The organism is Streptomyces sp. NPDC050548, assembly GCF_044457385.1.
GTDB lineage: Bacteria > Actinomycetota > Actinomycetes > Streptomycetales > Streptomycetaceae > Streptomyces.
Window position 1 is genome coordinate 296597 of record NZ_JBITGV010000005.1, and the last position, 15725, is coordinate 312321.

General features: G+C 69.0%; 14 protein-coding genes. 6 read left to right on the forward strand and 8 right to left on the reverse strand.

Translation table 11 applies throughout. The features are described 5' to 3' along the window. Window positions 1–211 precede the first annotated feature (211 nt). The 3 genes from ACIBJH_RS16985 to ACIBJH_RS16995 form a co-directional block, all read right to left on the reverse strand. The gene (locus ACIBJH_RS16985) at window positions 212–1438 is read right to left on the reverse strand and encodes a tyrosine-type recombinase/integrase (protein WP_399117627.1); all 1227 of its coding nucleotides are present in this window, start codon (window positions 1436–1438) and stop codon (window positions 212–214) included. Between the two features lie 48 nt (window positions 1439–1486). After that, window positions 1487–1927: a helix-turn-helix transcriptional regulator gene (locus tag ACIBJH_RS16990; protein ID WP_399117628.1), complete on the reverse strand. Its 441-nt coding sequence runs from the start codon at window positions 1925–1927 to the stop codon at window positions 1487–1489. 117 nt (window positions 1928–2044) lie between these two features. Continuing rightward, the gene (locus tag ACIBJH_RS16995; RefSeq protein WP_399117629.1) at window positions 2045–2302 is read right to left on the reverse strand and encodes a helix-turn-helix domain-containing protein; all 258 of its coding nucleotides are present in this window, start codon (window positions 2300–2302) and stop codon (window positions 2045–2047) included. A gap of 512 nt (window positions 2303–2814) precedes the next feature. On the opposite strand from ACIBJH_RS16995, the gene ACIBJH_RS17000 reads away from it, so the two are divergent. The 5 genes from ACIBJH_RS17000 (at window position 2815) to ACIBJH_RS17020 (ending at window position 8213) form a co-directional block, all read left to right on the forward strand. Next, complete coding sequence (locus ACIBJH_RS17000) at window positions 2815–3744, forward strand: hypothetical protein (RefSeq protein ID WP_327400324.1); 930 nt, start codon at window positions 2815–2817, stop codon at window positions 3742–3744. After that, window positions 3741–4436, forward strand: coding sequence for an ATP-binding protein (locus ACIBJH_RS17005; RefSeq protein ID WP_329557517.1), 696 nt, complete (start codon window positions 3741–3743; stop codon window positions 4434–4436). Before ACIBJH_RS17000 ends, ACIBJH_RS17005 begins: the two co-directional genes overlap by 4 nt. A 94-nt stretch (window positions 4437–4530) precedes the next feature. Then, entirely contained in the window at window positions 4531–5850 is a 1320-nt protein-coding gene (locus ACIBJH_RS17010; protein ID WP_399117630.1) for a hypothetical protein, read from the forward strand. A 165-nt stretch (window positions 5851–6015) separates the two neighbouring features. Further along, complete coding sequence (locus ACIBJH_RS17015; protein WP_329552148.1) at window positions 6016–6507, forward strand: mobilization protein; 492 nt, start codon at window positions 6016–6018, stop codon at window positions 6505–6507. Continuing rightward, the gene (locus ACIBJH_RS17020; protein ID WP_399117631.1) at window positions 6504–8213 is read left to right on the forward strand and encodes a relaxase/mobilization nuclease domain-containing protein; all 1710 of its coding nucleotides are present in this window, start codon (window positions 6504–6506) and stop codon (window positions 8211–8213) included. The genes ACIBJH_RS17015 and ACIBJH_RS17020 overlap by 4 nt, the downstream gene beginning before the upstream one ends. Window positions 8214–8273: 60 nt before the next feature. Here ACIBJH_RS17020 and ACIBJH_RS17025 read toward each other — a convergent pair whose 3' ends face one another. The 5 genes from ACIBJH_RS17025 to ACIBJH_RS17045 form a co-directional block, all read right to left on the reverse strand. Continuing rightward, entirely contained in the window at window positions 8274–8945 is a 672-nt protein-coding gene (locus ACIBJH_RS17025; protein ID WP_399117632.1) for a hypothetical protein, read from the reverse strand. A 106-nt stretch (window positions 8946–9051) separates the two neighbouring features. After that, window positions 9052–9351, reverse strand: a complete 300-nt coding sequence (locus ACIBJH_RS17030; protein ID WP_399117633.1) for a hypothetical protein — start codon at window positions 9349–9351, stop codon at window positions 9052–9054. Between the two features lie 273 nt (window positions 9352–9624). Further along, window positions 9625–10311, reverse strand: coding sequence for a DUF317 domain-containing protein (locus ACIBJH_RS17035; RefSeq protein ID WP_399117817.1), 687 nt, complete (start codon window positions 10309–10311; stop codon window positions 9625–9627). A 389-nt stretch (window positions 10312–10700) separates the two neighbouring features. Next, a complete protein-coding gene (locus ACIBJH_RS17040; RefSeq protein ID WP_399117634.1) occupies window positions 10701–13130 on the reverse strand; it encodes an NACHT domain-containing protein in 2430 nt (809 codons plus the stop codon). A 348-nt stretch (window positions 13131–13478) separates the two neighbouring features. Further along, complete coding sequence (locus tag ACIBJH_RS17045; protein ID WP_399117635.1) at window positions 13479–14036, reverse strand: helix-turn-helix domain-containing protein; 558 nt, start codon at window positions 14034–14036, stop codon at window positions 13479–13481. A 53-nt stretch (window positions 14037–14089) separates the two neighbouring features. Between ACIBJH_RS17045 and ACIBJH_RS17050 the strand changes: the two genes are divergently transcribed. After that, window positions 14090–15397, forward strand: a complete 1308-nt coding sequence (locus tag ACIBJH_RS17050; RefSeq protein ID WP_399117636.1) for a hypothetical protein — start codon at window positions 14090–14092, stop codon at window positions 15395–15397. Window positions 15398–15725 lie beyond the last annotated feature (328 nt).

Here is a 15725-nt window from a genome sequence, read left to right on the forward strand (position 1 = left end):
TGGGGAGAATCTGGGGAGAATGGGCCGCGCTCCAATCTGCGCGGTCTCATGCGATCGCGGGCGTTGACCTGCGGTTGCCTCGCCGCTGAAGCGCAGGCTGGCAGCACTGATCGGCACGGAGAGTAGCCAACTTCCCTTGTGGAACGCCGAAACGGGTGGGCACAGCAGATCGCTGTGCCCACCCGTTTCGTGGGTTGTGCGGAGAGGACGTCTACGCGGCCAGTGCAGGCTGGCCGATCAGGGCGTCGATGGCGCCTCGCCCCTTGCCGCCGGCCTCCGGCATGAAGTGGGCGTAGTAGTCCAAGGTGATGGTCGGGCTCGAATGGCCGAGCCAGCGGGCCAGGGTGACGACGGACTCGCCCGCTTCGAGGATGACCGAGGCGTACGTGTGCCGGAGCACGTGGAAGCCGTCCTTGCGGGACGCCTTCCACCGCTCGTCTTTCTGCCGCATGGGGATGACGTCGGCGGCTGCCAAGGCCGGCTTCCACACCTCGACGTTGAAGATGTTCGCGCGAAGGGCGTTGCCGTACGTCGTGGTGATGACGAGCGGGAACTTCTTCGTCTCCCGTTCGGGCTCCGGGCCACCCCACGGCAGCTCCACCTCGACCGCCGGATACTCCATGAAGTACTGGGCCAGGGCCGCCGCGACCGACGGAGGCATATCGACGACGCGGGTCTTGCCGCCCTTCGGCAAGGTGAAGTACAGGCGCCCGCCAAGGAGTTGGACCTGCCGACGGATACGCAGGACTCCACGGGCGAAGTCGACGTCCTCCGGCGACAACCCGAAGACCTCGCCCTGCCGCAGCCCGCAGCCCAGCGCGAGCACGACGGCGATGCGGTAGCGCGCGTTGATCGCATCCCGTACGCGCTGTGCGGTCTCCAGGGGCCAGGCGTCCCGCTGGTCCTCCGGCGCCTTGGGCCACCGCACGGACTTGGCCCGCATCGGGTTGCGCGCCAGGCGCTTGTCGTCGATGGCGGTCTCGAAGATGTTCGAGAGCGTGCCGAGGATCTGCCGGGCGTATCGCGGCGAGAGTTCCTTCTCCAGCGCGGCGATGTATCCGCGCAGTACCGCCGGGCTGATGTCCCGCAGCGCGACGGTGCCCAACTGAGGTTGGATGTGGAGGCGGACTCGTTCGTCGATGCGTTTGACCGTGCCGGGCGCTCCACGAACTCCTGTCTGCCAGAAGCGTGTTACGTAGTCGTCCAGCGTGATGGAGCCGTCCCGGGGATCGACGAACTCGCCGCGTTCGCTGTCGGTGCCAGCCGTTCGCAGCCACGCTTTGGCGTCCTCGAGCACGTCGAACGACTTGTCCCGGACACCAGGGATACCGGCAACTCGGTACCGGGAGCCCTTGCCGTAGCGGGTGGTGCGTTCCCGCTTGCCGGTGTCGGGGTCCTTCTTCTTCTTGATCCAACGGTCTTCTATGTAGCCGGCCAAATACTTCCCTCGATGGCAGGTTGCGTGCGGTAGGAGTCAGCCCGCTGGTCAGGCGCCCGTGGCGTAGTCCGAGCGTTTCTGCGGTGCGGCGCCCAATGGGCTCAGGGTTGTATTGGAACGTGAGTCGGCTTGCTCCTGTTCGCGGATCCAGGCGTCGAGCGCTTCTATCCGGTACATGACGCGACCACGCGACCCCATCCGGAAACTGGGCGGGCCGTTTCGGCGATGCCGCCAGACGTAGAGGGTGTGCGGGGACAGGCCGAGGTATTCGGCAGCGTCTTTCACGCTCAGGAATGCCTGGCGCGTTGTGGGGGTGGAATCCGGAACTTGGATAGGACTCGGCTTCGGAGCAGAAGGCGGACGTGCAGGCATGGGTGGCCTCCGTGGGCGTGGCGCGGGGGTGGGCGTGGTCTGCCAGGCGGCGCGACATTGGAAAGGGACGCTCTCTGCCGAGCGCGGTTGGCGAACACCATCAATGGTGCGGAGCATCCCCGGTTTCGGTAACCGGGGATCTCGTGCTATACGCCCCAGCGAGTACGAGCCGTACGGCCCGGGGCAAGCACTCGCCGAGGGTCTCCGGGCTGTGAATCCAACTCCGGAGGCAGGTCAGACGAGTCTGGGGTCTCCGAGGAGCGCTGGAGGTGCGACGTGCAGTGCCTCGGCGAGAGCCACGAGGTCGTCGATGTCGCACCGGCGCTGAACGCGTTCGATGCGAGACAACATGGTGTTGGACATCGGGTGGCCAAGTGCGGTGACACGGCGAGCGAGTTGGCGTTGCGACAAGCCTCGTTCGGTGCGGAGGATTTCGATGGTGCGGGCCACCCGTATTCCTGCGGGGCCGATTTCCAATGAGCGTGCGGGCATGGCTCCAGTTGTAGCGTCCATTCGCCGGTTTGGTTAACCGGCGATCGTGGTCTATGTTCCCCCGCGTTGTCCGCATGCGGAGTGGTTCCCCGCGCTGACATGACCCGAGAGCCGCCGCGCTGATCGCCGCTCAGTGACTGCTGCGACATGGGGTGTTGTGTTGTAGCTTGCCCGTCGCCGGCACGTCAACGGCTTCCCGATGTGATGCTTCTGGCTTGGAAACCGGCACAACTATTTGGTCAACCGGCGATCGTGCCTTACCGTTTTGCCACCGCCCCCTACCGCCTGCTTTTACGGCTGCCTTTCTGCCGTAAGAGATTGCGCGGGATGGGGCTGGACTTGTGCGACCTGGGTGTGGCTATGTTGACGACACCCCCGGAAAGCGCGAGCGGCCATCAGCGCGCCCCGCGCCGCCGGGCCGGCCAACTCCCCCACCCCGTACGCCCGTACCGCCGATCGACGGTGAGCCGTGGGCACCTGCCCACCTGCAACCGAGTGAGGACCCGCCCCTCTTGGCACGAATCCGCACCATCAAGCCCGAAGCTTTCGTCTCCGAGTCCCTGGCTGCTGTCTCGCTGACCGCCGAGCGCACCTTCTTCGGCCTGCTCACCCAGGCCGACGACCAGGGCCGTCATCGCGACCACGCCGCCATCATCGCCGGGCAGCTGTGGGTCCTGCGCCCCGACCACACACCCTCCGACGTCGAGACGGACCTCGCCCAGCTCGCCGACGCCGGTCTGATCTGCCGATACACAAGCCCGGACGACAAGCGGTACCTGCACGTCGTCACATGGCACCAGCATCAGAAGATCAACCGGCCGAGCGTGAGCCGTCTGCCCGGCTGCCCTCGCCACAACGGGCCGTCCGGCACCCGGCCGATTGCCGCCGCACCGGTGGCGGAGGCGAGCGTCACGGAGTCCGCACCGTTGCCTCACGGAACCCTCCGTGAGACCTCCTGCGAAGCGCGCGAGCCTGCACCGCATTCGGGATCTGATAGGAAACCGGCAGGTCAGAACGATTTCACGGAGCCCTCCGTGAGGGAGTCAGGAACCCTCCCCGCATCGGCGGTGACGCCTCACCGTCCGGATCTAGGACCTAGGACCATGGATCTAGGAAATACCCCTTCGGGGGGCGCAAGCGCCCACACGCCCGACACCCTCTCGGCCAGGGAGCTCCTTGCCGAGTACGTCAGCGCGTGCAACCACCGCCCACCGGACGACGTCCTGAAGCGTCTCGGCGGACAGGTGCGCAAGCTGCTCGACGAGGGCATCGCCACCGACTACCTCCGGGCCGCTCTGAGACTCCATCGGCTCAAGGGCCTGTCCCCGAGCGTCCTGCCGAGTCTCGTCCACGAGGTCATGAACGCCGCGCCCGTACCAGCCACCCACAAGGCATGGACGAATCCCGCCGATGTCGACGCCGCCTACGGAGGTGACCTCTGACCGCCATCCTCACCCGCGAGCCCCACCGGGTCGGCCCGATCGCCGACCGGCTCAACGGCATCCTGGCCACGCGCGGCATCGACCCCGCGGTCACGGCCCAGGAACCACCGGCCGAGCCGGTCACCGCCCTGGAGCTTGCGGACGCCCGCATCCCCGCCCGCTACCGCCGCGCCCTGGCCGACCACCCGCAGATCACCGCCTGGGCCGACCGGATCGCTCGCGCCGGACGCCCCGGACCCGGCGGACCGGGTATCGCCGAGGGACCGTCGCTGCTGATCGCCGGCCCCACCGGCACCGGCAAGACCTACCAGGGATACGGCGCGGTCCGTGCCCTCCTCTCGCGAGGGGTGCGCCTGCGCTGGGAAGCCACCACCAGCGCCGACCTGCACGCGCGCCTCCGCCCTCGCGCCGGGCACGACGGCGAGCGGGAGCTTCAGACGCTGGCCCGCTGCCCCCTGCTGCTCCTGGACGACCTCGGCGCGGCCAAGACCAGCGAGTGGACCGAGGAGTTGACCTACCGGCTCATCAACCACCGCTACGAGCACATGCTCCCCACCCTCATCACCACGAACCTGCCGATCCCCGAGCTGCGCACCGCACTCGGCGACCGCGTCGCCTCCCGCCTCGCCGAGATGACCGAACGCGTCATCCTCACCGGACCCGACCGACGCCGCACCGCGCCCACCGCCTGACGGCAGCCCGCGTCTCCCCCCTCGCCCTCACCTCACCCCGCCGCCCACGCAAGAGGCATGCACTCGCTCGCGTGGACCCTTGGAGAGCCTCTGCATGACCCCTGGCACCACCGCACTCATCAGCACCAACGGCACCGGCATACCCGCCTGGCCGCACTGGATCCCTGCACCTGTGCCCGTCGCGGTCCTGGTCGCCGTCGCCCTGTCCGTCACATGGTCCCTACGGCAGCGCCTACAGAAGCGGGACCCCGAGCAGCGCCGTAGCACCGCCGCGGTCCGGGTCGCCGCCATCGCCGCGATCGGCTGTACCGCCTACAGCGCGGACACCAGCTGGCGGTTCGCCGCCGACTATCTCGACATGGGCAGCAGCATCGAACGGGCGGCGATGTTCGCCGCCGCCGAACTCGCGCTGTTCTCCACCGCCCTGCTCGCCCGGGCAAACCTCAACGGCCCGAAGCAAGCACCCGGTATGCCCGGCACCCTCACCTGGGTGATCACCGGCGTGCAGATCGTGCCCGCCTACGCCGAGTCCGGGCTGGTCGGCGGAACCGTGCGGGCCTTCGTCGGCCCGGTCCTGGCAGCCCTACTGTGGCACCTGGCCATGGGCATCGAACTGCGTCACCGCACCCCTGACGCCGACTCCCGCAGCCTGACCGCCGTCATCGCCCGACAGGCACGCGAACGCCTTCTGGCACGCCTGGGGATCGCCGACCGGGATGCGGACGCCGCCCGGATCATCCGCGACCGCGCCCTCGACCAAGCCGTCACCCTGATCCTCCGGGCAGAGACAATGACGCCCAATCAGCGCACCAATTGGCGAGGCCGGCGCCTCACCCGCCGCCTGCACCAGGCCCTAGAACAGGCCGATGTCGACCGCGACGAGCGCCAGGACGAGTTGCTGCTGCGCAAGCTCGCCACCCGCCAACAGGCCCTCACCCTGGCCTCCATTCCGCTGCCCCGGCGTTGGCCCGCCCTCGTCACGGGCAGGACGGTCAGCTCTACGACTGCCCGCCCGCGCGCCGTAGCGACGAAGCGGGCCGAGAATCCGGGCCGCCCGTCCGAGAGCGACGCGGGCGATGACACCGCCCACCGGGAGCCCGAAATCCGCCCGCACCAGCCCGCCCGCACCACCACGAGCCGAGAACCAAATCCGGGCAAGGAACCGTCGGATGCCGATCCGGGCAAGGCCACGCGGGCGAAGCCGAACCGCCCGGGCCCCAGACCGCGCGCGACACGGGAAGTGCTCACCTCCTACGCCCACCGAATCCACGGCGAGACCGGACGTCTCTCCCGCGATCTGCTGGAAGACACCGTGCGCGAGGACGGTTACAGCGTCGCCAGCGACACCGCCGGGGAGGTCGTCCGCACCGTCAAGGCCGAGCTGAGGGCCGCTCACGTCGACCATCCCCACTGACCCGCTCCGACCTCAACACCCAAGGAAGAACACTCAATGCACGGCTCGAACCACGAACTGCCCACAGTCCAAAGGGAGATGATCATCTCAGCGCCATCGGGAGCAAGTTGGAGGTTCGGACACTCCCCCGGAGGGGGAGCGCCCGAACCCGACCCCGCCCCAGGGGTGACGGGGTCCGTCCAGCACCAGGGGGCGCCGGACGGGAAGGCTGCGACCGAGGGCGGACCGCAGCCAGGCAGGGCCAGCCGCAAGGGCAGGGCCAGGAAGGGGAAATCCCGCCCGCGCGACAAGAAGCAGCGCCCCGCCCACAGCGTCCGCCTCAACGAACAAGAACTCGCCATCATCCAGTCCGGCGCCGACCACGTCGGCATGAGCGTGGCCGGATTCCTCGCCCATTCCGCCCTGGCCTCCGCCCGCGACCAGTCCCGCACCGCGGCAGCCATCGCCACCGAACGGGACATCCTGACCGCCCTGTTCGGTGTGCGCCGTCAGCTCGGCTGGGCCGGCAGCAACGTCAACCAAGCCTCCAAGGCCCTCAACTCCGGTGCCGACGCACCTCACTTCGCCGCGACCCTCGCAGATCTACAGCGCGCCGCACAGGCCGTCCAGCGGGCGGCCGACAGGATCACCAACGGGCAGGAGGAGCAGGCAGCTTGATCCCCCGGATCCACCAGCAGGGAAGCAAAACCCTCGGACTCCTCAACTACCTCTACGGCAAGGGCACCCACGAGGAACACATCGACCCACACCTGGTCGCTTCCTTCGACGGCATGGCTCCCGACCCCGGCCGCGACCCCTCGGTGACGAAGGAAGACCTCCAGCACCTCCTCGACCAGCCCCTGGCACTCCTCGAACCAGACCAACGTCCCGACGAGCACGTCTGGCACTGCTCCGTGCGCGCCGCTCCCGACGACCCGATCCTCAGCGACGAGCAGTGGGGCGACATCGCCCGCCGCGTGGTCGCCGCCACCGGCATCGACCCCGGCGACGGCGCCGGCTGCCGCTGGGCCGCCGTCCGCCACGCCGACGACCACATCCACATCATCGCCACCCTCGTCCGCGAAGACGGCCGCCGCCCCGACCACCACCGCTCCGGCAAACGCGCCCAGGCCGAATGCCGCCTCATCGAAAAGGAGTTGGGTCTGCACCAGGTCTCGCCCGGTGACGGCACGGCCGCCAAGCGGACCACCAGCGCCGAACGCCACAAGGCCGAACGCGAAGGCAGGCAGCAACCGGCACGCGACGAACTGCGCGAGACCGTACGGCGGGCAGTGGCCGGGGCCACGAGCGAGGGGGAGTTCTTCGACCGGCTGGCTGCCGCCGGCCTGCTGATCCGGAAGCGCGCCGCGCCCTCCGGCGACCTGCTCGGCTACAAGGTCGCCCTCCCGGACAACCGCAACGGTGACAAGGAGCCAGTGTTCTACGCGGGCTCCACGCTCTCCCCCGACCTGTCCCTGCCCCGCATCCGCAAACGGTTCACCGTCGACACCCCGAACCGGGGCACGGACGCACCCTTCGCCGAAGCCTCGAATGGCCCCGCGACCGCGCGGCGTCGGACAGCCACGGCTGCGTGGCAGGCGGTGCTGGTCATCGACAATGGTGAGGACGGCCAGGTGGCCGCGCGCATCTCGGCGGCCGGGGAGATCCTGGACGCGCTCGCCAAGACCTCCGCCGCCCACACCCGCACCGAACTGCGTCAGGCCGCCGCCGTATTCGAGCGGGCCACCCGCTCCCACGTAAGGGCCGAACACGGGCACGACCGTGCCCTGCGCCAGGCCGCCCGCGATCTCATCTACAGCGGCCCCGCGCTTGGCCGTGGGGAAGACGGAGCCACCACCGCAATGGCGATCGACATGCTGTTCTTCCTCGTCACCGCTGCCGCCCACTGGCACGCCAAGAAGGAGCACGCCCAACAGGCAGCCGCAGCCCTCCAGGCCGCAGAACATCTGCGCACCGCCTACCGGGCCGCCGCCGACGTCCCGTTGAGCGTGCTGTACCAGCGAGGCCGGCGCCTGTCTCAGCCCCTGCGACACAAGCAAGCCGCCCATCTCCGAGCGGCGGTACCCGAGTTGGCCGAACAGATCCTGGCCGAGCCTGGCTGGCACGCCCTCGCAGCCACCCTCGCCGACACCGAGAGCGTCGGCCACGACCCGGCCACGCTGCTCACGGAAGCTGCCGGACGACGGGAGTTGGGCACCGCAGACTCGATCAGCGATGTGCTGGTGTGGCGGCTGCGCCGCATGGCCGACCTGCCCGCCGACGCCACCACAATGCCCGACCACACCCCCTATGCCGCCAAGCGCAGCAGGCGCGCTGTCCCGCCCGCCCCAAGCCGGGATAACCGGTCCAGCCAGACACGGTGATTCAGCACATACGCCGGTGCCCTCTGCCAAAAAGACAAAAGGCACCGGCAAGCCGAGTAATCAGAAGGCGACTTGGACCTTGGTAACCGCCTTCTCCAGGTTGGCGTCCACAAGTCCCGGCAAGCCGGAGACGATCACCAACACGTTGCTTACACGTATCGCCGTCTGCTTGACGACGGTGCGTTGCTCGCCGATCGAATAGGTGAGCAGTTGGCTCCACTGCTCGTCACCCAGATCAGGCGCGGCCGTCACCCGGGTGCCCATGTCGATGACGGTGCTGCCCGACATCACCTGGTACGTCCGGCAGGAGACCATCGCATCGAAGATCTGCCCGATGCCCTTCGACAGCTTCGCGGCGCTGTCGCTGTACAACTCCTCGAAAACCGCGGAGTCGCTGCCGCCGGCGTAGGCGAAGGACGCCTTCGCCTTGCGGGAGAAGTCGAGGCCGGCACCGGTCGCCGCGTCAGCGCCGAGCTTCTCCAGCGCCGGGCAGCCGATCACGCTCACGTCGTCGTGCGCAGCGGGGCGCTGCGGCGTGCGGGCGTAGCCCTCGCCCAAGTCGCCTTCCTCCAGGAGCCGCTTGGCCAGCTTTGCCGAAGACAGCGGGGCTGGCACCGAGGCGTTCTCGGACGGGGCGGTCGCGGCGGACGCCGGGTCGGTGGAGGAGGTGCTGCCGATCGAGCAGCCCTCCAGGGCCAGGACGGCGAGGACGCTCAGGCTGAGGACGGTCATGGTGTGAAGGCGCAAGTGAACCCCTAAGTGGCCTGCGAAACGGACAGGTTGACCAAGCCGGGCCTCCGAGCACCGGCAGCGAGAAGGAGCGCAGGGGCTTCGGGGTTCAGTGGCCGAGGTGGCGCAGGCCCTCTTCGAGGGTGGGGTGGAACCGGTCGACCGGACCGGAGTTGCGGTTGTACCAGGCCGCATCCAGGCCGGGCTCCTTCGCCTCGTGGCCAGCCCGGCAACGCAGCCATATCGAGTTGTCGCGCATGCAGAAGACGATCCAGTCCCGGTACACGCCGCACTCGGGGCACGTACGAACCTCGCCGCCGATGACGAGCGGCTGCTCCCAGCGCATCATCAGCCCAGCCACCTCCTGGCGGGACGGCACCCGCAACTCCGGGGGTAGGAGGTCACTCACCGCCGATTCCTCCACAGTCGGTGCTGGAACCGGTGCGGCCGGCTCGGGAAAGTCGCGCCACGGCGGTGTGGCCTGCAGCTGCAGCAGCAGCTCGTAGCTGGCACGTTGGGCTTCGCGGAACGCGCGGTCCTCGCGAGCGCGTCGAAAAAACAAGCTCTCTTCCTCTCGGTCATCGGGCGAGCGCAGGGAACGTGCCTCATACGTCTGACCTGCTGCTGCGCCGAGAAATCTGCGACGAGCAGCACACCTGCGGTTCCGTCAGTGCGCGGATCGTCAGCTGCGGTGGACGACTGTGAGCCGTCCCTCGGCGCTCTTGGGCACGCTGTGGCGGGCCACCGGGACCGGTGAGGCAAGCGATGACGTGAACGCGGCTACCAGGCCGTTCGGAACGCTGGCGCTGAAGCTGGCACACCACAGGTACGGGGCGCCGAGAACAGGCTCCGCCCACGCCTGCCATCCCGACAGGTCAGGGCGCGGGTCGGCGTCCTGGATGAGCGGTGGCATCGGCTCCAGGGAGACGCAGCCGGAGAGCCCGAGGTCCGTGGCGGTGGTGTGGGGGCGATCAACGTCGCGGAGCCAGCCTTGGGCACTGAGCGCGTTGAGCACCGTCTCGGCCCCGCCGAAGTCGGTGTCGGTTGCCTCGCAGGCATCGATCGCCACGAGGAGATCGGCGAGCGCCTCGTACGGGACGCCAGTGGTGAAGTACGCGTTCCACTCCGTCATCGCAGAGTTGGCGTGCGGACGGGCGCTCAACTGCCAAGCAACAGGCAATCCGCCCAGCTCGAACGGGTAGGCCGCGAGGATCCACTCGGCGCCACGCAGTTTGTCCGGGCTCACATACAGCAGGGTGTGGCGCGAGGTGGGCCACATGCTCCAGCCGAGACTGACCAAGGCGTCGCCGATCCGCTCGGCGAGCACGCCGTCATCACCCGCCAGGTGACGCGGGGTCACCCAGTACACCGGGTCAGGCAAGTCGGTACGGGAAGAATCACTGGGATGGTGCGGATACAGAGGCGCCTCCGTGCCCTCGGGATGGGTTACTGACCGTCGTTGACCTGGGGTTTCGGACGGTCGTCCACGTTGACATGCCAGTCCGCAGAGCACCAGTGGTTTCGGGCTCTTCCCTGTCTGCCTCCGGCGAACTGGTGTCCGTTGCCATCCTTCTGAGGCGTTTGACAAGGAAGTCAGCAGCAACCAGGTGGCGTAGCCGGCTCGGAGGCGCCACGGTCACTGGAGCGGCATTCGCCCTCGGTACCGACGGCGGTATCTCGCGTTTCTGGGCGTTGTGGGCTCGGCGAACCCGCCAGGTCGGCGGGGATGTCCGACGCCCGGGGCCTGGCCGGTCCCGTTCAGGACGGGGCGTGTCCCGGAGGCGACGCCCGTTGGCCGTCCGGCTGTCCGCCTGTACCGGTGGCCGAGGCACAGGTGGGGTCGCGTCCGTCGCGGGGTCTGGGAGTCGGCAGCTGCGGGCGTGCCAGTTCGTCCTGCAGCAGTGCGTGCCGGAACTGGTAGACCGCGCCCACCTGGCGGAGCACGCCCAGCCGGTGTGCCTCCGCGAGGCATGCCTGGAGCCGCCAGGGCAGGTGACCGGCGAGGGCGTGCCGGAGGCGGGTCAGTGTGTAGTACGGCCAGCAGGTGCTCATGACGGCAACGGCCGCCCCGAGCGGGCCGACGTTGACGACAAGATCCTGCAGGAGCAGCAGGGCGAATTGCCCGAGCGGCGGAGGGCTGCTGTTCGCCGACGGCATGACCTCGGTGACGGCTGTGTCGACGAGGGTAAGCACTGCGCCGGCCGCGACGAACGCGAACGCGAGTCGCCGGTCGTGGCGGAGCGAGGAGCGCGGCGTGGACGGCCCCCGGCCTGCCGGCACGCCTGTGCTCTCATACCAGTACGCCGCCGCTGCCATGGCCCCGACGATGGCGCCCACCACCAGCGCCGCATCGGCGTTTCCGGCCGCGCAGACCGGTTGGAATTGAAGTCGGCCACGGGACTGCAAGCAGAACATTATCGACTCGACCGTAAGCGAAGCCGCCCCCACCACCGCCGTCACCGCCGCGAACCTGCGGGCACAGGAACCGAGCCGCGCGTGCCATGCCCGCGTGGAGAAGTGGCCGCGCCTCGGCTGGCGAGGGCTGGAGGGCACACCCGCCACCATGAGCACCGGCAGGAACTGCGTGACGAACACTGCCACGGTGAGGAATGCCGACAGCAGCGGCCCACCGACCGAGTTGTGCACGTAGACGAGGCTGTATACGGCGATGAGCACTGCCGGGACGATCGAGGCCAGCGTCACCACCGCGACCGCGTCGCGCACCCGCCCGGTCCGGCGCCGCGCGAGCAGCAACAGGCTCGGCACGATCAGCAACAGGGAGAGCAGCTTTACGACGAGCAGCGGAACCCAGGGGTCACCGTAGAGGCGAACGGTGGGACTGGATTTCACGGAGTCCAGGAGCCCGGGCAGCGCCACCGCCACTGCAAGCGCTCCGACGAAGGCCGCGACACCCCAGGCGGCACGGGTGGCCCTGGAGGTGTCGTGCAGTTTCCACCAGGCGAGGTCGCGGGTCCCCTGGCGTGCCATCGCACCGGCGAGGAAGCGCAGCCAACGGTCCGCGCGTTCCGGAGAGCCCCCGTAGACGCCCTGCGGATCGCGGGCCACGGCCCGCGCGTAGAGCGCGGGCACCAGAGTGCCGAGGAGATGCCGCTGCAGTGTGCGCCGGTCCGGGAACCGGTGGCGGTCCAGCAACTCGCGCGGATCGACGGTGCCCTCCACACAGTGCGCGCGCACGAGGCTGACCCCGAGCGGGGTGGCGAGTACGGAGGCGAGCGGACCGTCCGGCCTGGCCGCGACTTCCTGGGCAACCCCGCGCCAGGCCACCTGGCGTCGCCCTGGCTGGTCGCACAATGCGAGCGAGCGCACTGCCTCCGCCGGTGCCACCGGCGACGGCGCGAGCACCGCCGCTCGGGGCAGCACCCCGCACTGCGCGACCGCCTCGGCGTACTCACGACTGCGGCAGGTCAGCATCAACGGTGCCCGCGGATCCAGCCCCTGGACCAGCGAGCACAGCACCCGCGTGCGCCGCTCCGGTTCCAGCTCGTCCAACCCGTCGATCACGGGCGCCACCCTGTGCCGCGCCAGCAGGTCCCCGGCCGCATCGGGCCCGAACCGTTCACGGTCACCGAGCACGGGATACGTCGCGAGCAACTGCCGGCGCAGCCAGCGCTCGGCGGACTCCCGCTCGGGTCGGAACGAGGACGCCGTGAGGATCACCGGTACGGGAACCTCCGGCGATTGGCGCATGTCGAGCAACGCGAGTGTGAACAGCACCGCGCAACTGGTCTTCCCGCTGCCCGCGTCGCCGACCAGTACAGTCCGCCTCCGAGCCGAGCCGGCCCAGAACTCGGCGAGCTCCTGCCCGCCGGAGAACCGGACCCCGGGCCGCATCCCGGTCAGCTCCGCGTGGTCGGTCAGCTCCACCGCTCCCCCGCCGACGGGTGTCCAGACCACAGTCACCGGCCACGGGTCGAACAGCTGACGGAACACCACTTCCCGGGACCACTGCTCCCGTACCGCGTCGGACAGCACCTGTTCTGCATCTGCTCGTTGGCCGTCGTCTGTCCCGCCGATCACCTGAGGGCCCTGCCAGGTCCACGGAATCCCGGCGGTCACCACCGCCACCACCGTCGCGATCACCGCCACGTACACCTCCGGCGACACTGACTTGTCCGGTTTCTGCAGCAGCAATGTGCTGCCGCCCCAGGCGACAGCGGCAGCTACCACTGCAGCTACACAAACCCATAGGGAACGGGTACGGCGGTTCATACGGGCGCGATCCTTCTGGTGTGGTCATGTGCTCGCCGGATCAACGAGCGGCGGGAGAACAGGTGTCGCCGCCTCCTCTGCGCCCTAGTGCCGCCGTACCCGGACATGCGGTCGCTGCTCGACGTCGACTGAGTTGGATGACACAGCGACTAGGTTCGCCGTCAAAGGACAACTGGTGTCCGTCGCCGTCCAATCGGGGCAATTGACAGCTGTCCCGTCTCTGTCGACCTGGCCCCGTCTCAAGTGATCCGGTCTGATCCGCTCGTCATCTCAGATGATCTGGTTCACGGTGAGCGGCGGTGTCGGCTACAGCGGGTCTTGCTGTTCGGCCTGTTCGGCCTGTTCGACGGGGAACAGGATGGGGCTGAGGAGGTAGCGGGTACGTTCCCTCGACGCTTCGTTGGCGAGGAGGGGCGCGATGGCGGCTTGCATCGCGCCGATCAGTGCTACGAGCTCGTCCTCGCTGAGCCAGATTGCGTGCTGCCGATAGCCCACGAGGTCGTCTACGGGATCGCTGCCTTCGCGCTCCAGGTAGGCGCCGAACTCCGCGACTAGGGCGGCCATGGCGGCAGCGAATGCCCGCTCGTGGTGCTGCGGGGTGAGCGCACGCGCGGTTTCCGCGTCGATGCCCGCGCGTTCCTGCCGCAGCCGGTATCGGCGTTCGACGGCGCCCCGCACCCGCCGTTCGTCGGCGACGTCGAGGATGCCGCCCGCGGCGAGAAGGTCGACGTGCCGGTAGACGGTCGCCTTGGACACGTCCGGGATCAGAGCGCACAGCTGCCCGGTGGTCAGGACCCGCCCGCCGCGCAGTGCGTGGACCACGCGGAGGCGGACAGGATGCGCCAGGAGTTCCAAGGTGTCCATCCCCTCACTTTCTCACGCATGCTACCTTTCTCAAATCTAAGAAAGGTGAGGGGATGCAGACTGCGGAGGAGACCGCCGTGATGGTGGTCGCGTGGGCGCGCGATGCCCGTTTCAGGGAGATCACTGCACTGTTCGCCCCGCCGTTGCGTGCCGCGCTGACCGCCGAGACATTCCAAGCGGCCTGGCTCGCCGAGACCGCGGGAACCGGTCCGGTCACGGACCTCGGCGAACCGTCGAGCGAGAGCCTGCGGCCGGACCTGATCCGTGTCAGCGTTCCCGTGGTCTGCGAGCGGGGACAGTTCACCGCCGTCATGTCGGTCGACTCCGCCGGCCTGCTGAACGGGCTGCGCCTCGCGCCCCCTGCCTGCGAACCCTGGGCGGCGCCCTCCTATGCGGATCCGGACGCCTTCGAGGAGCACGACGTCACGGTCGGAGCCGGTGCTCTCGCCGTGGCCGGCACCGTCACCGTTCCGCGTGGCGACGGCCCGTGGCCCGGGGCCGTGCTGCTGAGCGGCGGAGGCCCCTTCGACCGGGACGCGACCAGCGGACCCAACAAGCCACTCAAGGACCTCGCCTGGGGTCTGGCCAGCCGCGGCGTGGCAGTGCTGCGCCACGACAAGGTGACCTTCACACACGCGGCGGAGGTGGCTGCCGCGGACGACTTCACGATGACTCGCGAGTACATCCCGTACGCCGTCGCCGCCGTGCGCCTGCTCCAGAAGGAGCCGCGCGTCAATTCCAGCCGGGTGTTCGTCGCCGGGCACAGCATGGGCGGCAAGGTCGCCCCACGGGTCGCCGAGACCGAGCCGTCTGTCGCGGGCGTCGTGATCCTGGCGGGCGACGCCGAGCCCATGCACCGGGCGGCCGTCCGGGTCGTGGGCCACCTCGCCGCACTCGACCCCGGCCCGCACTCCGAGGCGGTCCTCGCGGAGATCACCCGTCAGGCCGCGACCGTCGAGACCGCCCTGTCACTCCGTACGCCCCGGGAGGACCTGCCCTTCGGCCTTCCTGCCTCGTACTGGCTGGACCTGCGCTCCTACGACCCGGTTGCCACCGCCGCCCGCCTGGACAAGCCGCTCCTGATCCTTCAGGGCGGCCGCGACTACCAGGTCACCGTCGAGCATGACTTGTCCCTCTGGCGAGAGGGACTGGCCGAGCGTCCGGACGTCACCATCCAGATCCACGAAGTCGACGACCACCTCTTCTTCCCAGGGACAGAACCGTCGACGCCCGCCGGGTACATGGCACCCCAGCACGTCGACGCGGCAGTCATCACGGACGTCGCCGCATGGCTGGACTGCCGGCTTCAGCACGAACCCTGCAACCGGGCGAAAACGCCCCAGGTGAACCAGATCACCTGAGACGGACACGAGTATCCGCTCTCGCCGGACCAGATCATCTGAGATTTTCGATGCCTCCCCGTCTCACTTGAACTGGTCGATCCAAGTCAGAGCCGGTCTCGGAGACCAGATCCTTTACGACGGGACAACAGCGAACCTAGCCGTACGAGGGACCCGAACTGAGGGCGTGAGCGCGTCAGGGGTGTTCCCCCGAGGGAACAGACCGGACGTTCCCCCAAGGAACGGACAGCGCGTTCCCTAAAGGAACAATGTCCGTTGCCGCTGAAGCCAATCCGCGCAGGTCAACGCCTTCCGCCGGACTGACCTCGTTGGCACTTCTCCCGGACTC

Coding starts and splice junctions, on each gene's coding strand:
- ACIBJH_RS16990 (WP_399117628.1), bottom strand. CDS start 1,927: ATGCTCCGCACCATTGATGGTGTTCGCCAACCGCGCTCGGCAGAGAGC.
- ACIBJH_RS16995 (WP_399117629.1), bottom strand. CDS start 2,302: ATGCCCGCACGCTCATTGGAAATCGGCCCCGCAGGAATACGGGTGGCC.
- ACIBJH_RS17010 (WP_399117630.1), top strand. CDS start 4,531: ATGACCCCTGGCACCACCGCACTCATCAGCACCAACGGCACCGGCATA.
- ACIBJH_RS17025 (WP_399117632.1), bottom strand. CDS start 8,945: ATGACCGTCCTCAGCCTGAGCGTCCTCGCCGTCCTGGCCCTGGAGGGC.
- ACIBJH_RS17045 (WP_399117635.1), bottom strand. CDS start 14,036: ATGGACACCTTGGAACTCCTGGCGCATCCTGTCCGCCTCCGCGTGGTC.
- ACIBJH_RS17050 (WP_399117636.1), top strand. CDS start 14,090: ATGCAGACTGCGGAGGAGACCGCCGTGATGGTGGTCGCGTGGGCGCGC.